Source organism: Streptomyces wedmorensis (assembly GCF_000716445.1).
GTDB lineage: Bacteria > Actinomycetota > Actinomycetes > Streptomycetales > Streptomycetaceae > Streptomyces > Streptomyces wedmorensis.
The window spans coordinates 1-22,990 of the sequence record NZ_JNWK01000060.1 but is presented as its reverse complement, the minus strand read 5'-3'; the positions used below and the strand labels follow the sequence as shown (position 1 = coordinate 22,990).

Genomic DNA, 22,990 nt, shown 5'->3' with positions numbered 1-22,990 from the left:
GCTCTAGGAGGCCTTGAAGACCGCGACCGTGCGGGCCGGGACCGTGAAGGTGCCCGACGTCGGGTCGTACGCGGCCGCCTTCACGACCGGGTCGGAGCCGCCGGCCTGGACCGGGTGCAGGCGGTAGCCCTTCCCGGCGAGGTCGCCGACCTGCTGCGAGGTGCTGCCCGGCGTCGCGTTGAGGACGACGACCAGGTCGCCGAGGCGCATGGTGATCACGCCCGGGGTCTCGGCGGTGCCGGAGAGCGGGAAGGACAGGGCTTCCTGGACCCGGTCGGTCGTGGCCAGGGAGAACACCGGCTCGGTGGTACGGATCTTCTGCAGGTCCTGGTAGGCGGCGGAGGCGCCGTCGATCTGCTCGCAGCCGACCGTGAGGTTCGGGTTGACGAGCAGCGGCTTGCCGTAGGTCCACTTGGCCTTGTTGTCGGCGGCCGGGGGCAGGCCGCGGCCGAAGCCGTTGCCGTCGCCGCAGTCCCAGTGGATGGCGTTGAACCAGTCGCCGCTGTCGAAGGAGTTGCGGTCGAGGGACTTGGACCGCAGCAGGTCGGAGCCGGCCTGGGAGAGCGCCGGTCCCTGCGAGAGGGTGGCCGTCGCCATGGCGAGGACCTGCATGCGGGCGCGGTCGGCGGGGCTGGTGCCCGCCGGGAGCTTGAAGGCGAGCGCGTCGTACAGGGACTCGTTGTCGTGGGCGTCGGCGTAGGCGAGGGCTTCGCCGGGTGCGGCGGCGTAGCCGGCCGGGGCGCCGTTGTAGTCGACCTCGGAGCCCTTGACCGTGCGCCCGGAGGTGTCGGTGAAGGTGTACGAGGCGAGGTTGCCGCTCAGGCCGACCTTGATGAGGTCCTGGTAGTGCAGGAGGCGGGCCTTCTGCTGTTCCGGGGTGCCGTTGGCGGTGGAGGTGTTGGGGTCGGTGTAGAGGCCGGAGGCGAAGCCCTGGACGCCGGGGTCCTCGTCGAAGGGGCCGCCGCCGCGGACGGCGTCGCGGGCCCGGTCGGAGAAGGTGGCGATGCCGGTGCCGGCCATGTTCTTCTGGGTGGCCTGGACGAAGCGGGCGTCGTCGGCGACTTCGCCGAAGTTCCAGCCCTCGCCGTACAGGATGATCGCCTTGCCGTCGACGCCGTCCTTCTCGACGGTCAGGGCGTCGAGGGCCTTGCGGACGGCGAGGATGTTCTCCTTCGGGTGGTGGCCCATGAGGTCGAAGCGGAAGCCGTCCACCTTGTAGTCCTTGGCCCAGGTGACGACCGAGTCGACGACGAGCTTGCCCATCATGGCGTTCTCGGTGGCCGTGTTGGCGCAGCAGGTGGAGGTGGCGACGGAGCCGTCGGCCTGGAGGCGCTGGTAGTAGCCGGGGACGATCCTGTCGAGGACGGACTTGTCGGACTGTCCTGCGGCGACGGTGTGGTTGTAGACGACGTCCATGACCGTGCGCAGGCCGTCGCCGTTGAGGGCCTGGACCATCTGCCGGAACTCGACCGTGCGGCGGGTGCCTTCGGGGTCGGTGGCGTAGGAGCCCTCGGGGACGGTGTAGTGCAGCGGGTCGTAGCCCCAGTTGTAGGCGTCCTTGGCCGCGGCGGCCGCGACGCAGGCCTGCTGCTCCTCGGAGTCGGGGGCGTAGACCTTCAGGTCGCAGGCGGGGGTGGTCTGCGCGGACTTCTTCTCGGGGATGGTGCCGATGTCGAAGGCCGGGAGGAGGTGGACGTAGGAGGTGCCGGAGGCGGCGAGCGCCTTCAGGTGCCGGGAGCCTTCGCTGGCCTTGTCGGTGAAGGCGAGGTAGGTGCCACGGTGGTCGGCGTTCGCCGTGGGGTCCGCGATCGAGAAGTCGCGGATGTGGAGTTCCTGGATCTGGGCGTCCCGCAGCGGTACGGCGGCGGGCTTCTTCAGCTCCTTCCAGCCCTTGGGGGCGAGGCGGGAGTCGGTGAGGTCGACGGCGAGGCTGCGGGCCGAGTCGGTGGTGAGGGCGGTGGAGTAGGGGTCGGTGACCTTGTTCTCCACGATCTTCTGGACGGTGGGTGCCCAGACCTCGACGACGTACCGGTAGGGCTTGCCCGCCCAGTCGCGGGGGCCGGTGACGGACCAGACGCCGGAGCCGGCGTCGCGCCGCATGGGCACGGTCTTCCCGTCGAGTTCGAGGGCGACCGTCCGGGCGGTCGGGGCCCAGAGGGAGAGGGTGGGGCGGCCGTCGCGGAAGACCGGGCCGAGCTTCGCCTTCGTGGCCTTGGCCGCGTACAGGTCGTCGAGGACGCCGGCGGTCTGGACGCCGGTGGCGGCGAGGAGGGCGCCGTTGGCGGCGCGCTGGGTGGCGATGAGCTGACCGCGGAGGGAGTCGCGGACGCGGTCGGCGTCGCGCGGGTCGACGGTGAAGGCGGGGTACGCGGCGAGGTGCGGGTACTTCGCCTTCTGGGCGTCGCTCAGGGAGGAGGGGGTGAGCCGGAGCCACTGGCCCTCGGTGTTCAGGGCGCCGTCGGTGACGGTGATGCCGCCGTCCTTCGCGTACACCAGCTGCTGGCTGGTGGCGTCGGTGGTCTTCACCTTCCAGACGACGGTGTTCCGGTCGATCCACTGGGCCTCGGCCTTGGCGAGGTCGAGGGCGGGGGTGCCACCGACGGTCGGGAGCAGGTACTTCTGCTGTCCGGAGAGCGCCCAGATCTGGTGGCCGTAGGTGGCGAGGTCGAGGGACTGGTCGGTGGGGAGGTCCTTCTGGTCGCCCTTGTGGAGGATGTACGAGAGGGAGGTCGCGCCCTCGGTGAGCGGCACCTCGTACACGGCGCCGTAGGCGTCGAAGCGGGCCGGCATGAGCGGCCGGGACCAGTCGGTGGGCTGGGCGGCGCCGGTCCAGGTGTGCAGGCCCCAGCCGTCGTAGTTCCCGTCGGGCCGCTGGTAGTGGATGACGGCCTTGGTCTTGTCCTGCGGGGCGGGGGCCGGGTTCGTGTCGGACTGGCCGTCCTGGCCCTGGGTGATCCAGACCTCGCCGGTGCGGCCGAGGACGATGCTGCGCTGCGGGCCGTCGGCGGTGCCGTCCTTCTCGACGGTGTAGGCGAGGGCGGACGCGCCTTCGGGGACCTTGACCCAGGCGAAGGCGCCGTGGGCGTCGCGGCCGGTGAACGCGGCTTCCTGGCCGGCGGCCTTCAACTTCCAGCCGTCGTAGTTCCCGTCCTCGCGGCGGTAGTGCACGACGGCGTGGGTCCGCTCGACGGCGACCGGCTTCTCGGGGGCCGGGGGCGCTCCGGCGGTGGTGGCGGCGGTGGCGCTCGCGGTGCGTCCGGCGGCGTCGACGACGACGGCCTTGTAGCGCAGGGGGGTGCCGGCGGGGGCGGTGACGTGCTGGGTGACCTTGTAGGGGGCGTGGTCGGCGGTGCCGAGGGTCTGCCAGCGGCCGTTGCCGACCTGGGCGGCGAAGACGACCCGGTTCAGCTGTCCGCCGGTGACGTCGGCGGTGAGCTCGACGGTGCCGGTGGATCCGGCGGCCGGTGCCTTGAGGCCGAGGGCCGGTGCGGCGGCCGGTGCCGGGAGGGCGCGGTCGGCCTTGAGGACGAGGGAGGAGAGGGCGGGGACGGTGACGGTGACCTTGCCGTTCTCGGCGGTGACGGCGCCCTGACCCCCGTACAGGGCACGGAAGCCGGCGGAGTCGACGGGGACGGTGACGGTCCGCGCGGTGGTGGCGCCGTTGGTGGCGACGAGGTACTCGGTGCGGGTGTCGGCGTCGGTCCGGGTGAAGGCGTAGACGGAGCCTTCGGCGTACCGTTCCTGCTGGACGCCGTCGCGGAGGGCGGGGTGCTCGCGGGTCAGCTTCGAGAGCGCGGCGATCGACCGGTACACCGGGTGGGCGGTGTCGTAGGCGTCGGTGGCGTGGGTGCGGTCGGTGCCGAGCTGGTCGTCGTCGAGGTAGTCGGCGGCCCGGGAGGCGAAGAGGGGCTGGCGGGCGTCCTTGTCGCCGCCGGCTCCGGTGAAGCCCTGCTCGTCGCCGGAGTAGATCACCGGGTTGCCGCGGGAGAGGAACATCAGCTCGTTGGCGAGCCGGGTCCGCTGGACGAGTTCGGCGTCGGAGGCGTTCGGGTTGTCCTGCTTGAGGAAGGTGCCGAAGCGGCCCATGTCGTGGTTGCCGAGGAAGGTGACCTGCTCGTAGGCGTTGGCCTTGTCGGTGGTGTACCGGTAGTCGTCGGCGAAGACCCTGGCGAGGCGGTCGGCTCCGGCGCCCTGGGAGGCGAAGGCGCGGGCGGCGTCCTGGAAGGGGAAGTCGAGGGTGGCGTCGAGCCGGCCCCGGGTGACGTACGGGGAGGTGACGGTGGTGTCGGCGGAGTAGACCTCGCCGAACATGAAGAAGTCCTCGCGGCCCTGCTTCTTGGCGTACGCGTCGAGGGCGGTGGCCCACTGGGTCCAGAAGTCCAGGTCGACGTGCTTGACGGTGTCGATGCGGAAGCCGTCGATGTCGAAGTCGCGGACCCACTTCTCGTAGATCCTCTTCATGCCCTCGACGACCTCGGGGCGCTCGGTCCACAGGTCGTCCAGGCCGACGAAGTCGCCGTATTCGGCGGACTCGCCGACCCAGGTGGAGTCGCCCCGGTTGTGGTACATCGTGGGGTCGTTGAGCCAGGAGGGGACCTTGGCGTTCGCCTTCTCGACGGGGGTGTACGGGAAGGAGTCGGCGTCGACCTTTCCGATCGCGGTCCGGTCGTCGAAGGGCCGGCCGTCCTCGTCGAGGTACGGGTAGGCGCCCTTGGGGCGGTAGCCGTACTTCTGCTCGGCGTAGTCGACGGTGTCGGCGGTGTGGTTGGTGATGACGTCGAAGAAGACCTTCATGCCCTTGCGGTGGGCGGCGGCGATCAGCTTCTCCAGGTCCTCGTTCGTCCCGAAGTGCGGGTCGACCTGGGTGAAGTCGGTGATCCAGTAGCCGTGGTAGCCGGCGCTGGCGTCCTTGCCGGTGCCCTGCACGGGCCGGTTCTTGAAGATCGGCGCCATCCAGATGGCGGTGGTGCCGAGGCCCTTGATGTAGTCGAGGCGCTGGGTGAGGCCCTTGAGGTCGCCGCCCTGGTAGAAGCCCTTGTCGGTGGGGTCGAAGCCGGTCTGCGTCCGGCTGCCGGTGAGGCCGCCGCGGTCGTTGGAGGCGTCGCCGTTGGCGAAGCGGTCCGGCAGGACGAAGTAGAACTGCTCGCGGGTGAGGTCCTGGCGGGACGGCTGGGCCGCGAGCGAGCGGTCGGACGGCGGGGCGGGGGGCCGGGGCGCGGCGGCGGCGGGGACGGCGGGCACGAGGGCGGCGCACAGGGCGGCGGCCAGTGCGACCGCCGTTCTCTTGCGTGTCACGGGGTGCTCCCTGGAGGTACGGGAAGAGGGGGCCGCCCGGCGTGCGGCCGGGGCGCCCTCGTAGCGGAGCTACTGGGGCGTTTCGGCCGTGCGGCGAGCGTGCGTGCCGGGCGGGCCGGACCCGACGGGAATTTTCGGACAGGGCCTAGCTGCGGAAGGCGTCGTTCAGGACGATCTGGCCCGAGGCGGGGACGGTCGCGGTGCGGTTGGCGCCGGATTCCCAGGTGACGTTCCCGGCCGCGTCCTTGCGGATGTACTTGTACTCGAAGGACGTTCCGGCGGGCAGGGAGACGGTCAGCTTCCACACGGGGTAGGCGGCCGGGTCGAGCTTGAGGGCGGAGGCCGGGGCCCAGTTGCCGAGCTCGGCGCGGTTGCCGGTGACGTAGATGTTCTGGCCGACGACCGTGGTGGCGTTCACGTTGAACGAGGCGCCCGCGGTGGCGGGCGGCGGGGTCGTCGTGGGCGGCGTGGTGGGGGTGGCCCCGCCGCAGTTGGTGGCGTTCACGTGGAGGGCGACCGCGGTGTTGGCGGCGAGGGTGGCCGTGAACTGGCCGGAGGCGTTCACCGTCACGGCCGTGTTGCGCTGCACGTCGCAGTAGGAGCCGGCGGGCAGCGAGGTCTGGAAGGTGCGGGTGAGCGCGGAGGACTCGTGGTTGATCGCCACGTAGGCCTTGGAGCCGCGGCCGAACGCGATCGCGTTGTTGCCGTTGTCCCACCAGCCGGTGACGGCCTGGCCGCGGGCGGTGTTGCGGAAGGCGACCATGGAGGAGATCTCGCGCCAGGCGTGCTGGCACTTCCAGCCGTCGGTGTAGCAGGCGTTCACCTGGCCGCCGTTGGGCGGTCCGGCGTCCTTGTCGGTCCACTCGTAGCCGGAGTGGACGTCGGGGGAGCCGTAGGGCCAGGCGAGCATGAACACGGAGGCGAGGGTGTAGTCGGCGCCGTCCTTGTAGGACAGGGTGTCGCCGCCGCGCTCGGTGTCGTGGTTGTCGACGAAGACGCCGGACTGGCCGGAGGGCATGTGGCCCCAGGCCTCGCCGAAGTTCTTGAGGTAGGAGAGCTTCTCGCCCTGGAGGACGCGCTTGAGGTCGCGGGCGTAGCGGAACTCCTGGACGTCGCCGGTGCCGAGGTACTCGCTCGGGGAGACGGCCTCGCCGGCGCCGAAGATGGCCTCCTGCTTCCAGTAGGCGTTCGGGTTGGTCAGCCGGGACTTGATGTTCGCGAGGTCGGCGGCCGGCATGTGCTTGGCGGCGTCGATGCGGAGGCCGTCGACGCCGAGCGAGAGCAGGTCGTTGAGGTAGCCGGCTATCTTGCCGCGGACGTGGTCCTCGCCGGTGTCGAGGTCGGGGAGCTGGACCAGTTCGCAGTTCTGGACGTTGCCGCGGTCCTGGTAGTTGGAGATGGAGGAGCGGCAGTCGTCCATGTCGGAGCCGGAGTAGAGGCCCGGGTAGTCGTACTTGGAGAACGGGGTCCCGCCCGTTCCGGTGCCGGATCCGTTCGCCATGTGGTTGATGACGGAGTCGGCGACGACCTTGACGCCCGCCGCGTGGCAGGTGTCGATCATGTTCTTGAAGGCGGCGCGGTCGCCGAGACGTCCGGCGATCTTGTAGCTGACCGGCTGGTACGAGGTCCACCACTGGCCGCCCTGGAGGTGTTCCTGGGGCGGGGAGACCTGGACGTATCCGTATCCGGCGGGGCCGAGGCGGTCGGTGCACTCGCGGGCGACCGAGGCGAAGTTCCATTCGAACATCACCGCGGTGACGTCCTTCTCGCCGGGCGGGGTTGCCTGCGCCGGGGCGTTTCCCGTGACGGCCACAGCGGCGGCTCCCGCCACGAGGGCGAGTGCAGCGGCCACGGTTCTTCTGGCCATGCTTCCTCCTGTACGACATCGGTGTCGCAAGAAGTTGCCGAAAACTTCAGCAACTGTTTTCAGCCGTGACCGTACGAGTGCCCCGGCGCCCGGTCAACCCTCCGGACGCCGCAACGCAAGTTGTTACGAAAGGACTTGCGGCTCCCTGCCGGGCGGCTGCGCCGTGGAGCCGCGTACCACCAGCTCGGGCTGGAACACGAACTCCGTGCGCTGCACCGGGTTCCCCTCGATCTCCTCCAGGAGCGCGCCGACGGCGGCCGTCGCCATCGCCTGCACCGGCTGGCGCACGGTGGACAGCGGCGGGCTGGTGAAGGCGATCAGCGGGGAGTCGTCGAAGCCCACGACGGAGACGTCGTCGGGCACCTCCAGGCCACGGGCGCGAACCGCGCGGATCACGCCGAGCGCCATCAGGTCGGAGGCGCAGACGATGCCGGTGCAGCCCTCGCGGAGCAGGATGTCGGCGGCCGCGTGCCCGCCCTCGACGCCGAAGAGCGTGGGCCTGATGAACCGTTCGGCGTCCGCCCGCTCGATGCCGAGGAGCTCGTACAGCTCGGCGGCGAAGCCCTCGGCCTTGCGGCGCGAGGGCACGTAGCGGGTGGGGCCGATGGCGAGCCCGATCCGTTCGTGGCCCAGCTCGACGAGGTGGCGCACGGCCATCCGGGCGGCGGCCCGGTCGTCGGGCGAGACGAAGTTGGCGTCGATGTGCTCGTTGTAGCCGTTGATGAGGACGTACGGCACGCCCCGGGCGCTCAGCCGGGCGTAGCGGGCCGGGTCGGCGCTGGCGTCCGCGTGCAGCCCGGAGAGGAAGACGATGCCGGCCACCCCGCGCTCCACCAGCTGTTCGACGAGCTCGTCCTCGGTGGCGCCGCCGGGCATCTGGGTGCAGAGCACCGGGGTGTAGCCGTGCCCGGCGAGGACCTGTTCGACGACCTGCGCGAAGGCCGGGAAGATCGGGTTGGTCAGCTCGGGCACGACGAGCCCGACGAGGCCCGCGCTGCGGCGTTTGAGCCGTACGGGGCGCTCGTAGCCGAGCACGTCGAGCGCCGCGAGCACCTTGTGCCGGGTCGCGCCGGCCACCCCCGCCTTGCCGTTGAGGACGCGGCTGACGGTGGCCTCGCTGACGCCGGACTGGGCCGCGATGTCCGCGAGCCGCGGGGCGCCGTTCCCGGCGCCCCGCGGCAGGGGGATCGTCACACCGCCCACCAGACGGTGGTGTCGGCGGGCAGCTCCGCTTCGTCGTCGACGACGCGGATCTCCTCGCTGGAAAGGAGGTACCGGCCGGGCAGCGGGACGGAGATGGCCCGGCCGGTGGTGTTGGCGGTGCAGACGAAGCCGTCGCGGCGGAAGGAGAGCACACCCTCGGGTGCCTCCAGCCACTGGACGTCCTCGCCCGCACCGAGTTCGGGGCGCTCGCGGCGTACGGCGAGCGCGCTGCGGTACAGCTCCAGGGTCGAGCCGGGGTCGCCGGTCTGCGCCTCGACGCTCAGCCCGCTCCAGGTCGCGGGCTGCGGCAGCCAGGAGCCGCCGGCCCCGAAGCCGTACGACGTGCCCTCGACGGTCCACGGGATCGGCACGCGGCAGCCGTCGCGGAAGCCGTCCTGGCCGCTGGCGCGCCAGAACGACGGGTCCTGGCGGACCTCGTCGGGCAGGTCGGTGACGTCGGGCAGGCCGAGCTCCTCGCCCTGGTAGACGTACGCCGAGCCGGGCAGCGCCAGCATCAGCAGGGTCGCGGCGCGGGCGCGGCGCAGGCCGAGTTCGCGGTCGCCGGCCTCGCGGAGCTGGGTGCCGAGGCCCGCCGGGTTGGCGAAGCGGGTGGCGTGCCGGGTGACGTCGTGGTTGGACAGCACCCAGGTGGTGGGGGCGCCGACCGGGCGCATCGCGTCGAGCGAGGCGTCGATCACCGCGCGGAGCTCGGCCGCGTCCCAGTGGGTGCCCAGGTACTGGAAGTTGAAGGCCTGGTGCATCTCGTCGGGGCGCACGTAGTTCGCGGTGCGGTCGACGGTCGGGGTCCAGGCCTCGGCGACGAGGACGCGCTCTCCGTCGTACTCGGCGAGGACCTTGCGCCAGGTCCGGTAGATCTCGTGGACGCCGTCCTGGTCGAAGAAGGGCATCACGTCGTTGCCGAGCAGCTTCAGCTGGTCGTGGGCGCCGATGTCGGGCAGGCCCGCCGCCTTGACCAGGCCGTGGGCGACGTCGACGCGGAAGCCGTCGACACCCATGTCCAGCCAGAAGCGCAGGATGGAGCGGAACTCGTCGCGGACGGCCGGGTGTTCCCAGTTGAAGTCGGGCTGCTCCGGGGCGAAGAGGTGCAGGTACCAGTCGCCGGGGGTGCCGTCCGGGTTCTCGGTACGGGTCCAGGCGGGGCCGCCGAAGATGGACTCCCAGTCGTTGGGCGGCAGTTCGCCGTTCTCGCCCTTGCCGGCGCGGAAGTGGTAGCGCTCGCGCAGTACGGAGCCGGGCCCCTCGCGCAGGGCGCGCTGGAACCACTCGTGCTGGTCGGAGGAGTGGTTGGGGACCAGGTCGACGATGATCCGCAGACCCAGTTCGTGGGCCTCGCGGATCACCGCGTCGGCGTCGAGGAGCGAGCCGAACATCGGGTCGATGGCCCGGTAGTCGGCGACGTCGTAGCCGGCGTCGGCCTGCGGCGAGGCGTAGAACGGGGAGAGCCAGACGGCGTCGACGCCGAGGTCCCTGAGGTACGGCAGGCGGCTGCGGATGCCCTCCAGATCGCCCATGCCGTCGCCGTTGCCGTCGGCGAAGCTGCGGGGGTAGACCTGGTAGATCACGGCGTCTCTCCACCAGCCCGTGTGCGTGCCGGTGGTGGGGGCGTCGGCCGGGGTGGCGAGATGCTGGGTCATGTCTTCCCTGGAAGGTAAGGAGGTGCGTTCGGGCGGGGTGCTCAGGGCCGTCAGCCCTTGACGGCACCGGCCGACATGCCGGTGACCAGGTGCCGCTGGGCGAAGAGGAACACCAGGGCGGCGGGGACGGCGATCAGGACGGACGCCGCCGCCATCGGGCCCCACTGCGCGCCGTACTGGTTGACGAACTTCTGCAGTCCGCCGGCGAGGGTCAGGTTCTCGTCGCCGACCATGAAGGCCGAGGCGTAGGCGACCTCGCCCCAGGCGGTGATGAAGGAGTAGAAGGCGGTGACGGCGATGCCCGGCTTGGCGAGCGGCAGGATCAGCCGCCAGAAGGTGCCGAAGGGGGTGAGGCCGTCGACGTATCCCGACTCGTCGATCTCGCGCGGGATGGTGTCGAAGAAGCCCTTCATCATCCACGCGCAGAACGGGACGGCGATGGTCAGGTACGTGATGACCAGGCCGACCGGCTGGTTGAGCAGGCCCATCGACGACATGATGTTGTAGATCGGCACGATGAGGACGGCGACCGGGAACATCTGGGTGATGAGCAGCGTCCACATCAGTCCGCGCTTGCCGGGGAAGCGGAAGCGGCTGACGGCGTAGCCCGTGGTGGCGGAGATGAACACGCCGATGACGGTGGTGAGGCCGGCGACGAGCAGCGAGTTGGCGAACCAGGTGAGGAACGGGGTGTCCTTCAGCAGGTTCGTGTAGTTCTCGAGCGTCGTCTCCTTGAAGAAGTCCGTGGTGATCGCGTACTTCGCGGGCTTCAGCGAGGTCAGCAGCACCCAGAGGACCGGGAAGACGGCGATCACGGACGCCACGATCAGCGTCACGTGCAGCGCGACCGAGGCCAGCGGCGAGCGGCGGCCGCGCATCGGGGTGTTGGTCACGGCCTGGGGGGTGGGGGTCGTGGTGGTCACCAGACTTCTCCCTGCTTGCGGAGGACTCGCCGGTAGACCGCGGCGAAGAGCATCAGGAGGACCAGGATGAGCACGCCCCAGGTGGACGACTGGGCGAAGTCGCGCGGACTGACCTCGAAGGAGAACTTGTAGGCCTGGGTGACGAGGATCTGGGTGGCCTCGCCGGGCCCGCCCCGGGTGAGCAGGAAGATCACCGGGAACATGTTGAAGGTCCAGATGGTGGAGAGCAGGATCACCGTCGTCGACACCGAGCTGAGCCCGGGCATGGTGATGTGCCGGAAGCGCTGCCAGGCGTTGGCGCCGTCCATCTCGGCGGCCTCGTACAGCTCGCCGGGGATGGACTGGAGCCCGCCGAGGAGGGCGACCATCATGAACGGCACGCCGAGCCAGACGTTGGTCGCGATGACCGAGACCTTGGCCCAGGTGGGGTCGTTGAGCCACGGCACGGCGTCGATGCCGCCGCCGGCGAGGATCTTGTTGAGGAGGCCGTTGTCCTGGTTGTAGAGGAAGCGCCAGGCGAAGACGGAGACGAAGCCGGGCACGGCCCACGGCAGGATGAGCATCAGCCGGTAGACACCGCGTCCGGCGATCTTGCGGTTGAGGATGTTGGCGAGGGCCAGGCCGAGGGCGAAGGTCACCGACACACAGGACACCGTCCACACCAGCGTCCAGCCCAGGGTGGAGAGGAACTGGCTGCCCGTCAGCGCGTCGGCGTAGTTGTCCAGGCCGACGAACTCGTAGCTGGCCGGGATGTGGTTGACGCCGATGGAACGCTCGACGTTCCGCTCGTTGGCGTCGGTCAGCGACAGGAAGATGCCGCGGACCAGCGGATAGCCGATGATCACGGCGATCACGACGGTCACCGGGGCGACCATCGCCCACGCGTACCAGTGGGTGGAGAAGGAGCGCTTCGGCGCGCCCCGACGCTTGCCAGTTCCGCGGCTCCGGCCGCGGGCGCTCTCGCCCGCGGCCTTCACCACCGACTGGCTGGGGGTGTCCACAGCCATCAGCCGGCCTGCCTTCCTTCCTCTTCCTGCTACTTCCAGTCCTTCAGGAGCTTGCGGTAGCCGTCACCGGTCGCCTTGGCTCCCGCCTCCGGGGTGGTCTGGCCGGTGAGGACCTTGGTGTACTCGGTGACGAGCGGCGCGAAGAGGCTGCCGGTCTCCGGGATCCAGGGGCGCTCGACGGCCTTGTCGACGACCGGCTTGAAGAAGGTGATCATCTCGTTGGTCGCGACGTCCGACTTGATGTAGACGGACTGGCGGGTCGGGAGGAGGCTGAGCTCCTTCGCGATCGTCGCCTGGGTCTCGGCCGAGGTCATGTACTCGGCGAAGGCGTAGGAGGCGTCGAGGTTCTTCGAGCCCGCGTAGACGGCGAGGTTGTGACCGCCCTGCGGGGCGCCCTGGCCGGCGGAACCGGCCGGGACCGGGGCGATGCCCAGGTTGGCCTTGTCCGTGAACTCCTTGCCGGCGTAGGTGTCGGCGACCGCCCACGGGCCGTTGATCATCATGGCGACCTTGCCGTCCTTGAAGGCCGTCTGCATGTTGTTCCAGCCGTCGGTCGCGTCGGTCTTGGCCGCGCCCGAGTCCACCAGGTCCTTGACGGTCTTGAAGGCCTTCACGCCCGCGGGGCTGTCGACGGTGATCGTCTTCTTCTCGGCGTCGACGAGGTCGCCGCCCTCGCCGTACAGGAAGGAGAGGAACCAGTAGGCGTCGTCGCCGCGCAGGTAGAGGCCGGTCTTGCCGGTCTTCTGCTTGATCTTGGCGGAGACGGTCTTGAGCTCGTCGATGGTCTTGGGGACCTCGACGCCGGCGTCCTTGAAGATCTTCTTGTTGTAGAAGATGCCCATGGAGTCGATGACCTGCGGGACGGCGTAGGTCTTGCCCTTGTACTGGGTGGAGGCCGACGCCTGCTTGAGGAAGTCGTCCGCGTCCTTGAGGGCGGGGGTGCCGTCGAGGGGGGCGAGGTAGCCGAGGTCCGCGAACTCGGGGGTCCAGGCGACCTCGGAGCGGATGACGTCGGGCGCACCGGAGCCGGACTGGGCGGCGTTCTTGAACTTGTTCTGGGCCTCACCGAAGGGCACGTTGACGTACTTGACCGTGACCTTGGGGTGCTTCTTCTTGAAGTCCTCGGCGACCTTCTTGAAGACCTTGTCCTCGGAGCCGACCGTGGAGGTGTCCCACCAGGTCACGGTTCCGGAGAGCTCGCCCGAGCTCTTCGCGCCGCCGTCGGAACCGCTGTCGCTTCCGCCGCACGCCGCCAGGGTCACGCCCAGGGCCGCGACCAGCGCGGTGGCCGCTATGCCACGCCGCATGTGAACTCCTTCAGTGATCCCGGGGGGACGAGGGGCTGGAACCTTCCTCATGCGACCGCTCCCTCGCGGCGCTCCGGGTTGCCAGGAACGTAACAGGGATGAAAACGAGCCGAAAGAGCTTGCGGCGATTTTCTGCAAGGACCGGCGATCGTTACATCCGCGTGTCCCTAAGGTTGCCGATGGGCCGCTTGACAGGGGCGCGTATCGGGCATCTCGCACCCCGAACGGCCCCACAGGCCCCCGTCTCGCCTGCGAAAGACCCCCGCAAGCACTGCAAGGCCTTGCGAAACGGCTCGAATCCTGCGGTCCGGTCCGGGTGCGGGGGAACCGGTGGGAAATACGCGCTGTGACCGGTACAGTCCCTTCTCATGACCGCGCGGCTCTCCGACATCGCAGCCCAGGCGGGGGTCAGTGAAGCCACAGTCAGCCGCGTGCTCAACGGCAAGGCCGGCGTGGCGACGGCCACCCGCGAGTCCGTCCTCGCCGCGCTCGACGTGCTCGGATACGAGCGTCCCGTACGCCTCCGCCAGCGCAGCGCGGGTCTCGTCGGCCTCATCACCCCCGAACTGGACAACCCGATCTTCCCCGCGCTCGCGCAGGTCATCGGGCAGGCCCTGACCCGGCAGGGGTACACGCCGGTCCTCGCGACCCAGACCCCCGGCGGGTCCACCGAGGACGAGCTCACCGACATGCTGGTGGAGCGCGGCGTCGCCGGCATCATCTTCGTCTCCGGGCTGCACGCCGACACCACCGCCGACATGTCGCGCTACGACCGGCTGCGTGGCAAGGGCGTCCCGTACGTCCTCCTCAACGGCTTCTCCCCCAAGGTCCAGGCGCCCTTCGTGTCGCCCGACGACCGGGCGGCGATGGTGCTGGCCGTGACGCACCTGGCCGCGCTCGGCCACACCCGGATCGGCCTCGCCGTCGGACCGAAGCGGTTCGTGCCGGTGCTGCGCAAGATAGAGGGCTTCCAGAAGGGCATGGAGGAGCGGCTCGGTCTCGCTCCCGAGGAGTCCGAGCAGCTGATCCAGCACTCCCTGTACACCCTGGAGGGCGGGCAGGCGGCGGCCTCGGCACTGATCTCCCGCGGCTGCACGGCCGTCGTGTGCGCGAGCGACATGATGGCGCTCGGCGCGATCCGGGCCGCCCGCCAGCAGGGCCTCGACGTGCCGCGTGACGTCTCCGTCGTCGGTTTCGACGACTCTCCGCTCATAGCGTTCACCGACCCGCCGTTGACCACCATCCGCCAGCCCGTGCAGGCGATGGGGCAGGCGGCGGTCCGCGCGCTGCTCGAGGAGGTCGGGGGCACCCCGGCGCCGCACTCCGAGTTCGTCTTCATGCCTGAGCTGGTCGTTCGCGGTTCGACGGCTTCCGCGCCGTCCCCCGCGCGCACTCCTTCCTGAGACGGAGGGGGTGCGCCCCGAACCCGACCGGGGGATGATCGGTCGGGGGGTAGGGATCTGGCAGACTCTCTCCCTATGGGTGAAACGACCGTGAAGAGTTTGGACGACCGGACGACCCCGTCGTCACCCACAGTGGCCGACGGCAGGTTGTCGCGCCTGCGTGCGCGCACGCCCCGGCGCCCCACGATCTGGTTCGAGATCCTGCTCATCGCGGTGAGCTACTGGACGTACTCCCTCATCCGCAACGCGGTGCCGGAGCAGAAGGCCCAGGCGCTCAAGAACGCCGACTGGATCTGGCAGGCCGAGGAGTCCCTCGGGCTCGCCTTCGAGCACGCCGTGAACCACGCCGTGAACTCGGTGACGTGGCTGATCGTGTCGATGAACTACTACTACGCGACGCTGCACTTCGTCGTGACCATCGGTGTGCTGGTGTGGCTGTACCGCTGGCACCCGGGCCGTTACGCGGCGTTCCGCACGGTCCTGTTCGCCACCACCGCTGTGGCCCTGGTCGGTTACTACCTGTACCCGCTCGCGCCGCCTCGGCTCATGAACGGCCAGGACTTCATCGACACGGTCCTGGTCCACCACACCTGGGGCTCGATGGCCTCGGGCAACCTGAAGCACGTGTCGAACCAGTACGCGGCGATGCCGTCGATGCACATCGGCTGGTCCCTCTGGTGCGGGGTGACCATCTTCCTGCTGGCCAAGGCGCCCTGGGCGAAGATCCTCGGCCTGCTCTACCCGACGGCCACCCTCGTCGTGATCGTCGCCACCGCCAACCACTTCTGGCTGGACGCGGTCGGCGGCATCATCTGCCTGGCCTTCGGCTTCGGCGTCTCCTACTGCTGGTACGGCTCCCGGCCGCACCGGCTGCCCCGCCTGGTCGAGCCCGCCGGCGCCGTCGCACGCGGTGGCCCGCCCGTGGCCGCCGGAGCGAAGGCGAAGGCGGACGCCGACCACGAGACCGACGTGGAACGGCCGGTCGGCTCCTCCAAGTGAACCGGCCGGTGGGCGGGCCTATCCTGAGGCTGTGGACCTTGGGCTTCCCACGGCTCCGGCGGCACCCGCACGCACCTCACCCCGAGGCGGGAGGCACAGGATGCGATACCACCGGAAATGGGCCGCCGCCCTGACCACCGCGGCCCTCCTCGCGCTCGGCACCTCCACCGTCACCGCCGCACCGGCCGCTCCCGGCCCCGGAGTCCTCGTCGCGGGGTACGCCCCCGCCGAGACGGCCGACGACCTGACCGAGCAGACGTTCCTGGAGCAGAACGAGGTCCTCGAAGGTGCGGCCGCCCACGCGAACGCCCTGATCGGACTTCCGCAGGACGTGCCGGTGATGGCCCTGAGCTGCGGCGAGATCAACGCCTTCTGGGATCCCGAGAGCCAGGGCATCGGCTACTGCTACGAGCTGGTCGGGTACTACCGGAGCGTCTTCGACCAGCTGAACACGACCGGCACCGAGGCTCAGCGGAACCGGGCCACCGAGGACGACCTCATCGGCATCTCCAACAGCGTCGTCTTCCACGAGCTCGCGCACGCCCTCATCGACATCTACGACCTGCCGGCCACCGGCCGCGAGGAGGACGCGGCCGACCAGCTCGCCACCCTGCTCCTCGCCGGCGACACCGTGCACCAGGAGTACGCGGTGAGCGCCATCGAGGCCTGGGGAGCCCTCGCCGCCGCCGCGGAGCAGGGCGACATCGACGAGCAGCTCCCCGACGAGCACTCGCTCGACGCGCAGCGCTACTACAACGCCATCTGCTGGCTGTACGGCTCCGACCCGAGCTCCTTCCAGGGCGCCGTGCAGACCGAGGCCAACCCCGACGGGCCGCTGCCCGCGAGCCGGGCCGAGCGGTGCCCCGAGGAGTTCCAACAGATCGACGAGGCGTGGAGCACCCTGCTCCAGCCCTATCTGAAGGGCTGACGCGGGCCGCCGGACGTCGCTACGCCCCGTAGAAGAGCTCCTCCACGACGGCCCTGGCCCGGCGGGTGATGCGGCGGTAGTCGTCGACCATCTCGCCGACGTGACCGGGGCCGTAGCCCAGGTACCGCCCGACCGCGGCGAGTTCGCGCGGGTCGGAGGGGAAGGTGTCGCCGGCCCGGCCCCGCACCAGCATCACCGCGTTGCGGACGCGGCTGGCGAGGACCCAGGCCTCGTCCAGGGTCTGGGCCTCCTCGGTGGGGATCAGGCCGGCCGCGTGCGCCGCGGCGAGCGCCTCGCGGGTGCGGGTCGTCCGCAGTCCCGGCTCCGCCCAGCCGTGCCGCATCTGGAGGAGCTGGACCGTCCATTCGACGTCGCTGAGGCCGCCGCGGCCGAGTTTGGCGTGGAGCGTCGGGTCGGCGCCGCGCGGCAGCCGCTCGGACTCCATGCGGGCCTTGAGCCGGCGGATCTCGCGGACCGCGTCGTCGCCGAGGCCCTCGGCGGGGTAGCGCAGCGGGTCGACGAGTTCGATGAACCGGTCGGCCAGGTCCCGGTCGCCCGCCATGGGTGCGGCGCGCAGCAGTGCCTGGCTCTCCCAGACCAGGGACCAGCGGCGGTAGTAGGCCTCGTACGACTTGAGGGTGCGGACCAGGGGGCCGCTCTTGCCCTCCGGCCGCAGGTCCGCGTCGATCAGCAGCGGCGGGTCGGCGGTGGGGAGCTGGAGGAGCCGGCGCATCTCGGCGACCACCCGGTTCGCGGCGCGGGCGGCCTCCTGCTCGTCGACGCCCTCGCGCGGCTCGTGCACGAACAGGACGTCGGCGTCGGAGCCGTACCCCAGCTCGTGACCGCCGAAGCGGCCCATGCCGATGACCGCGAAGCGGGTGGGCAGCATGTCGCCCCACTCGGCGCGCACGGCGGCCCGCAGGGCGCCGGCGATGGTCGCCGCGTTGAGGTCGGTGACGGCCTCCCCGACCCGGTCGACCAGGGCGCCCGGGTCGGATTCGCGGGGATTGTCCTCGGTGCCGTACGAGCCGATGAGGTCGGCCGCGGCGGTGCGGAACAGCTCCCTGCGGCGCACCCCGCGGGCCGCCGCGACCGCCTGCTCGGCGTCTCCCGCACGGCCCACGGCCGCCAGGACCTCCTGCTCCAGGTGGTCCCGGCCGCGCGGCTTCAGGCCCTCGGGGTCGCCGAGGAGCGCGACCGCCTCGGGGGCGCGGAGCAGCAGGTCGGGGGCGAGGCGTCCGGCGGAGAGGACCCGTGCGAGGTTCTCGGCGGCGGCGCCCTCGTCCCGGAGCAGCCGCAGGTACCAGGGGGTCTTGCCGAGGGCGTCCGAGACCTTGCGGAAGCCGAGCAGGCCGGCGTCCGGGTCGGCCGAGTCCGCGAACCAGCCGAGCAGCACCGGGAGCAGGGTCCGCTGGATCGCGGCCTTGCGGCTCACCCCGGAGGCCAGCGCCTCCAGGTGGCGCAGGGCGGCGGCCGGGTCGTCGTACCCGAGCGCCTCCAGGCGCTGCCCGGCCGCCTTCGGGCTGAGCCGGATCTCGCCGGGGGCGAGCTGGGCGACGGCGTCGAGGAGCGGCCGGTAGAAGAGCTTCTCGTGCAGGCGGCGGACGACGGACGCGTGCCGCTTCCACTCCTTGTTGAGTTCGGCCACCGGGTCGGTGCGCAGGCCGAGCGAGCGGCCGAGGCGGCGCAGGTCCTCCTCGTCCTCGGGGACGAGGTGGGTGCGGCGCAGCCGGTACAGCTGGATGCGGTGCTCCATGGCCCGCAGGAAGCGGTAGGCGTCGTCGAGCTGGGCGGCGTCGGCCCGGCCGACGTAGCCGCCGGCGGCGAGCGCGGCCAGCGCGTCGAGGGTGGTGCCGCTGTGCAGGGTCGCGTCGCTGCGGCCGTGCACGAGCTGGAGGAGCTGGACGGCGAACTCGACGTCGCGCAGTCCGCCGGGGCCGAGCTTGAGCTCGCGCTCGACCTGGGCGGCGGGGATGTTGTCGACGACCCGGCGGCGCATCTTCTGGACGTCGGGGACGAAGTTCTCGCGCTCGGCGGCCTGCCAGACGAGCGGGGAGACGGCGTCGATGTACTGCGCGCCGAGCTCCGGGTCGCCGGCCACCGCGCGGGCCTTGAGGAGTGCCTGGAACTCCCAGGTCTTCGCCCAGCGCTGGTAGTAGGCGAGGTGGGAGGAGAGGGTGCGGACGAGGGGGCCGTTGCGGCCCTCGGGGCGGAGGTTGGCGTCGACCGGCCAGATGGTGCCCTCGACGGTGGTCTCCGAGCAGATCCGCATGAGGTGCGAGGCGAGCCTCGTCGCCGCCTGGATCGCCTTGCCCTCGTCGGCCCCCTCGACCGGCTCCCCCACGAAGATCACGTCCACGTCGGAGACGTAGTTGAGCTCGTTGCCGCCGCACTTGCCCATCGCGATCACGGCGAGCCGGCACTGGGCGGCGTCGGCGGGCTCGGCGGTACGGGCGATGGCGAGCGCGGCGCGCAGGGTCGCCGTCGCCAGGTCGGCGAGCTCGGCGGCGGCCTGGGCGACGTCGGTGGTGCCGCACACGTCACGGGCCGCGATGGCGAGCAGGCAGCGGCGGTAGGCGACCCGCAGCGAGACCGCGTCGGTGGCCTCGGCGAGGCCCCGCTCGAACTCGGCGACCCCCGGGTGCAGGTCGGCCGCCTCGTAGGTGACGAGGGACTCCCAGTCGCGGGCGTGCCGGGCCAGGTGGTCGGCGAGCGCCTCGGAGGCGCCGAGCACCCCGAGGAGCCGGTCCCGGAACGGCTTGGCGGAGAGCAGCGTGGCGGTGAACGTCTGCCGCTCGGTCTCGGGCTGCGCCTCGGCCAGCCGGACCAGGCCGCGCAGGGCGAGGTCGGGGTCGGCGGTGGCGCCCAGGGCGTCCATGAGGACGGAGTCGTCGCGCAGCGCGGACAGCTCGGGCGCGTCGAGGAGCTGTTCGGCTCCCGAGGGGTCGGTGAACCCGTGCCGCAGCAGACGTGAGAACGTGCTGCTCCTGCGTCCCGGCACCGTCATTCCACAGCTCCCTCCGAGCAGGTCAGCCCCAAGGGCCGAGCCTATCCGCCGCGGGGGCCGGGGGCTCCCCCGACCGCCGGTCACGTCGTGCCGGACGAACGGCCGGTCGGCGGGTACGTGGCGCATCACACGGTGCCTGGCGCGTGAGATCCCGCACAAAGATCCCTTTCGGGGCGAATGAACCGTAAATCTGGAACATCCGTCTTGATGTACTGGGACGCACCCGCTCGTTCACGCGTGCGGGGACTTCCCCGTACGCCGAGCCGTACCCCTGCGGCATGCCCGCGGGACCCGGCAGATCCGGACGCCTGAGGCACTCCCGCAGGACCCGCCGAGCCGTACCCCCGCCCTGCGGCGCTCCCGTGGGGCCGGGCACAGCCGTACCCCCGCGGCGCCCCCCGCAGGACCCCGCCCCGCCCCGTCCGTCCGTCCGTCCGTCAGTGAAAGCGCCGCCGAACATGCCTGTCCGTCTCCGCCGTCCCTCTCGTCGCAGAATCGTTTCCGCGACCGCCGCGACCGCCCTGGTCGGCGGCACCTTCGCCGGGCTCCTCTCGGTGACGCCGGCGAAGCCGCACACGCCCCGCGTGCCGTCGCAGGCACACGAGGCGAAGGCCCCGGGGAAGGCCCCAGCGAAGACGGCGGCGCAGCCCGTGCGGGCCCCGCAGGCCGCCACGTCCGTGATGCAGATCGTGGCGCACCCGGACGACGACCTGTTCTTCATGAACCCGGACGTCTCCCAGTCGCTGCGCTCCGGCAGCCCGCTGACCTCCGTGTACCTCACCGCCGGCGAGTCGGACGGCGTCAACGCGCGCCCCGGCGACGCCGCCGGCGCCGAGCCCGACAAGGCCGGCTACGCCGAGGCCCGCCAGAACGGCATACGCGCCGCGTACGCCGAGATGGCGACCGGCAGCCGGACCGGCACCTGGGACCGGACGTCGATACCCACGGCCGGCGGCGCCGCCGCCGAGATGGACACCCTGCGCGCGAAGCCCCAGATCAAGCTGGTGTGGCTGCAACTGCGCGAGGCCGGCTCGATCAGCGGCGACCGCCCGCAGAGCCTCAACGGCCTCTGGCACGACCGGATCCACGCGCTGGACTCCCAGCGCGCCACCGGCACCCCCGTCGCGGCCGACTTCACCTACACCAAAGACCAGGTCGTCGCGACCCTCACCGGGCTCCTCGACCGCTTCCGGCCGACCTTCGTCCGCATGCAGGACCCGACCCCGGGCACCTGGCCGGAGACGAAGCACGGGGCGGAGACGAACCACCACGCCGGGACGGAGGCCGGGACGAAGGCCGGGGCGGGATCCACGACGGAGACCGGGACGGAGGCCGGGGCCGGATCCGCGACCAAGGCCGGGCCGGACCACGGCTCGGAGACGAACCACCAGGCCGGGACGGAGGCCGGGGCGGGATCCGCGACGAAGGCCGGCTCCGGGTCGGGGGCCGGGGCGGTGAAGCTCCGGGACCATCAGGACCACCTCTACGGGGCGCGGTTCGTCCAGGCCGCGCTGGCCCGGTACGCGGACATGCCCGGGCATCCGCACGTCGGCGTGCAGAACTACCTCGGCTACCCGACCAGCACGCTGCCCCACACGCTCGACCCCGAGACGGCGGGCGCGAAGCTGCGGACCCTGAAGACGTACGCCTGGACGGACGGGGTCAACGACTGCGGGACCGTCGCCGGCTGCGGCGACCTGAAGGTGGCCGCGCGGCCCGGCGGCCGGGGCTGGACGCAGACCGTCAGGTACGCCCGCTCCACCTCCACCTCCTGGGTCCAGCGCGACCCGGACGGCGGGCTCCACGCCTTCTCCGTCCTCGACGGACGGCTCGCCGCATGGCACAAGCCCGCCGGCGCCGGAGCGTGGCAGGGACCCGTGCTGCTGCCCGGCGGCGGTCTCGACAGCGGCGTCACCTCCGTCGCGCTGCCCGACGGCCGCACGGCGGTCTTCGGCACGCGGACGACGCTCGGCGACAGCGCCTCCGCGTACGGCCGCGAGGTCGTGACCACCACGCAGACCACGCCCGGCGGCGCCTTCGGCCCGTGGCGTTCGCTCGGCACCCCCGAGCGGGACGACGCCGACGGCACCTCGGACATCAGCGCGCCCGCCGTGACCGTGGACCGCGCGGGCCTGGCGACCGTGCTCCTGCGGGACAGCGGCCACCGCCTCACGGCCCGCGAGCAGCGCGCCGACGGCGGCTGGGGGCCGTGGCGGACGCTCGGCGGCAAGGACGTGTACGGCGACCCCGTGGCGGCGACCGACGGCGCCGGCCGCGGCTACGTCTTCGCGAGCACCCCGAGCACCGTCCTGACCTGGGCCCAGCAGCGTCCCGGCGGCCCGCTGGCCGGCCCGGTGCGGACCGGTCTGCCGCCGACCACGCTGGCGCTGAGCGCGAGCCCGGCACCGGACGGCGACGGGGTACGCCTCTGGTTCCGCAAGCCGGCCTCCGGCGACCTGCGGAGCGCCGACTTCTCCGGCGCGGGCCCGGTCTCCCCCGTCACCGAACTGCCCGGCTCCGGCGTGGCGGGCTTCGGCCCGGTCAGCGGCGGCGACGGCCTCCTCGCCGTCCGGTCCCGGACGGGCTTCCTGGCGACGGCGCCGCACGGCCGGGCAGCCGGGGCGCCGCCGGTGTGGACGCTGGAGAGGTTCCTCTTCGCGGGCGCGCCGGACGCGGGGACCGACGGGGTCGCGGCGATCGGCCTCGACGGCCGGCTGCACTGGACTCCCGCTGCCCGCTGACCCGTTCCGGGTGCACGAGGCCCGTTCGTACGGGAGGGTGGCCCCCATGAACTGGACACTGGAAGTGGTCCCCGTCCCCGTCACCGACATGGACCGGGCCAAGGAGTTCTACGGCGACAGGTGCGGCTTCAAGATCGACCTGGACGACGAGGTGGCTCCCGGCATGCGGATCATCCAGGCGACGCCGCCCGGCTCCCGCTGTTCGATCGCCCTGCTCGACGGCATGCCGACGATGCCCGGCACCAAGGAGATGGCCCCCGGCACGCTGCACGGCCTCCAGGTCTGCGTGACGGACATCGAGGCCGCGCGGGCCGAGCTCGTCGAGCGGGGCGTCGACGTCTCCCCGGTGATGCACGTCGGCGCGACCGGCTGGGAGGACGGCAAGGGCGACACCTGGAACTCCTTCATGACCTTCGAGGACCCCGACGGCAACGGCTGGGTCGTCCAGGAGGCCCCGTCGGAGCTCTCGGAACGCTGACGCCGCCCCGGGCCCACCCCGGAGGTTCCGCCCGGCGCCGCGCCCCTGGCCGGACCCGACGGGAATTTTCAGACAGGTCCTAGTCTTCTGAGTCAGGAATTCTGTTCAGATATGAGGCGAGGCGTTCGAGGATCTCGTCTGCGGTCTTGGTCCATATGTAGGGCTTGGGGTCGGTGT

The 22,990-nt window shown here is 71.5% G+C and carries 13 protein-coding genes; 5 read left to right on the top strand and 8 right to left on the bottom strand.

Annotated elements, in window-relative coordinates; genetic code table 11:
- Positions 1-3: 3 nt before the first annotated feature.
- The 7 genes from pulA to OO54_RS33540 all read right to left on the bottom strand — a co-directional run bounded on the left by pulA (position 4) and on the right by OO54_RS33540 (position 13,257).
- Positions 4-5,295, bottom strand: coding sequence for a pullulanase-type alpha-1,6-glucosidase (gene pulA, locus OO54_RS33570; RefSeq protein ID WP_033210043.1), 5,292 nt, complete (start codon positions 5,293-5,295; stop codon positions 4-6).
- Between the two features lie 145 nt (positions 5,296-5,440).
- The gene (locus OO54_RS33565) at positions 5,441-7,162 is read right to left on the bottom strand and encodes a carbohydrate-binding module family 20 domain-containing protein (RefSeq protein ID WP_033210042.1); all 1,722 of its coding nucleotides are present in this window, start codon (positions 7,160-7,162) and stop codon (positions 5,441-5,443) included.
- A 123-nt stretch (positions 7,163-7,285) separates the two neighbouring features.
- The gene (locus OO54_RS33560; RefSeq protein WP_033210041.1) at positions 7,286-8,365 is read right to left on the bottom strand and encodes a LacI family DNA-binding transcriptional regulator; all 1,080 of its coding nucleotides are present in this window, start codon (positions 8,363-8,365) and stop codon (positions 7,286-7,288) included.
- Positions 8,353-10,020, bottom strand: coding sequence for a glycoside hydrolase family 13 protein (locus OO54_RS33555; RefSeq protein WP_033210039.1), 1,668 nt, complete (start codon positions 10,018-10,020; stop codon positions 8,353-8,355). The genes OO54_RS33560 and OO54_RS33555 overlap by 13 nt, the downstream gene beginning before the upstream one ends.
- Before the next feature lie 50 nt (positions 10,021-10,070).
- Positions 10,071-10,898, bottom strand: a complete 828-nt coding sequence (locus OO54_RS33550; protein WP_106970148.1) for a sugar ABC transporter permease — start codon at positions 10,896-10,898, stop codon at positions 10,071-10,073.
- A 41-nt stretch (positions 10,899-10,939) separates the two neighbouring features.
- Entirely contained in the window at positions 10,940-11,950 is a 1,011-nt protein-coding gene (locus OO54_RS33545; protein WP_026058159.1) for a carbohydrate ABC transporter permease, read from the bottom strand.
- A gap of 29 nt (positions 11,951-11,979) precedes the next feature.
- On the bottom strand, positions 11,980-13,257 hold the full coding sequence (locus OO54_RS33540; protein WP_033210037.1) for an extracellular solute-binding protein: 1,278 nt from the start codon (positions 13,255-13,257) through the stop codon (positions 11,980-11,982).
- A gap of 368 nt (positions 13,258-13,625) precedes the next feature.
- Here OO54_RS33540 and OO54_RS33535 point away from each other — a divergent pair, with 368 nt between their 5' ends.
- The 3 genes from OO54_RS33535 (at position 13,626) to OO54_RS33525 (ending at position 16,587) form a co-directional block, all read left to right on the top strand.
- Positions 13,626-14,660, top strand: coding sequence for a LacI family DNA-binding transcriptional regulator (locus tag OO54_RS33535; protein WP_033210035.1), 1,035 nt, complete (start codon positions 13,626-13,628; stop codon positions 14,658-14,660).
- Between the two features lie 75 nt (positions 14,661-14,735).
- Entirely contained in the window at positions 14,736-15,659 is a 924-nt protein-coding gene (locus OO54_RS33530) for a phosphatase PAP2 family protein (RefSeq protein WP_033210034.1), read from the top strand.
- A gap of 100 nt (positions 15,660-15,759) precedes the next feature.
- Positions 15,760-16,587 (top strand): DUF4344 domain-containing metallopeptidase, encoded by an 828-nt coding sequence (locus OO54_RS33525; RefSeq protein ID WP_033210033.1) that lies wholly within the window; start codon positions 15,760-15,762, stop codon positions 16,585-16,587.
- Positions 16,588-16,606: 19 nt separating this feature from the next.
- Here the strand turns inward: OO54_RS33525 and OO54_RS33520 are convergent, their stop codons facing one another.
- A complete protein-coding gene (locus OO54_RS33520) occupies positions 16,607-19,594 on the bottom strand; it encodes a bifunctional [glutamine synthetase] adenylyltransferase/[glutamine synthetase]-adenylyl-L-tyrosine phosphorylase (RefSeq protein WP_033210032.1) in 2,988 nt (995 codons plus the stop codon).
- A gap of 458 nt (positions 19,595-20,052) precedes the next feature.
- Here OO54_RS33520 and OO54_RS33515 point away from each other — a divergent pair, with 458 nt between their 5' ends.
- Positions 20,053-22,335, top strand: coding sequence for a PIG-L family deacetylase (locus OO54_RS33515; RefSeq protein ID WP_033210031.1), 2,283 nt, complete (start codon positions 20,053-20,055; stop codon positions 22,333-22,335).
- 46 nt (positions 22,336-22,381) lie between these two features.
- Complete coding sequence (locus tag OO54_RS33510; protein WP_017238933.1) at positions 22,382-22,813, top strand: VOC family protein; 432 nt, start codon at positions 22,382-22,384, stop codon at positions 22,811-22,813.
- The last annotated feature ends 177 nt before the right edge of the window (positions 22,814-22,990 follow it).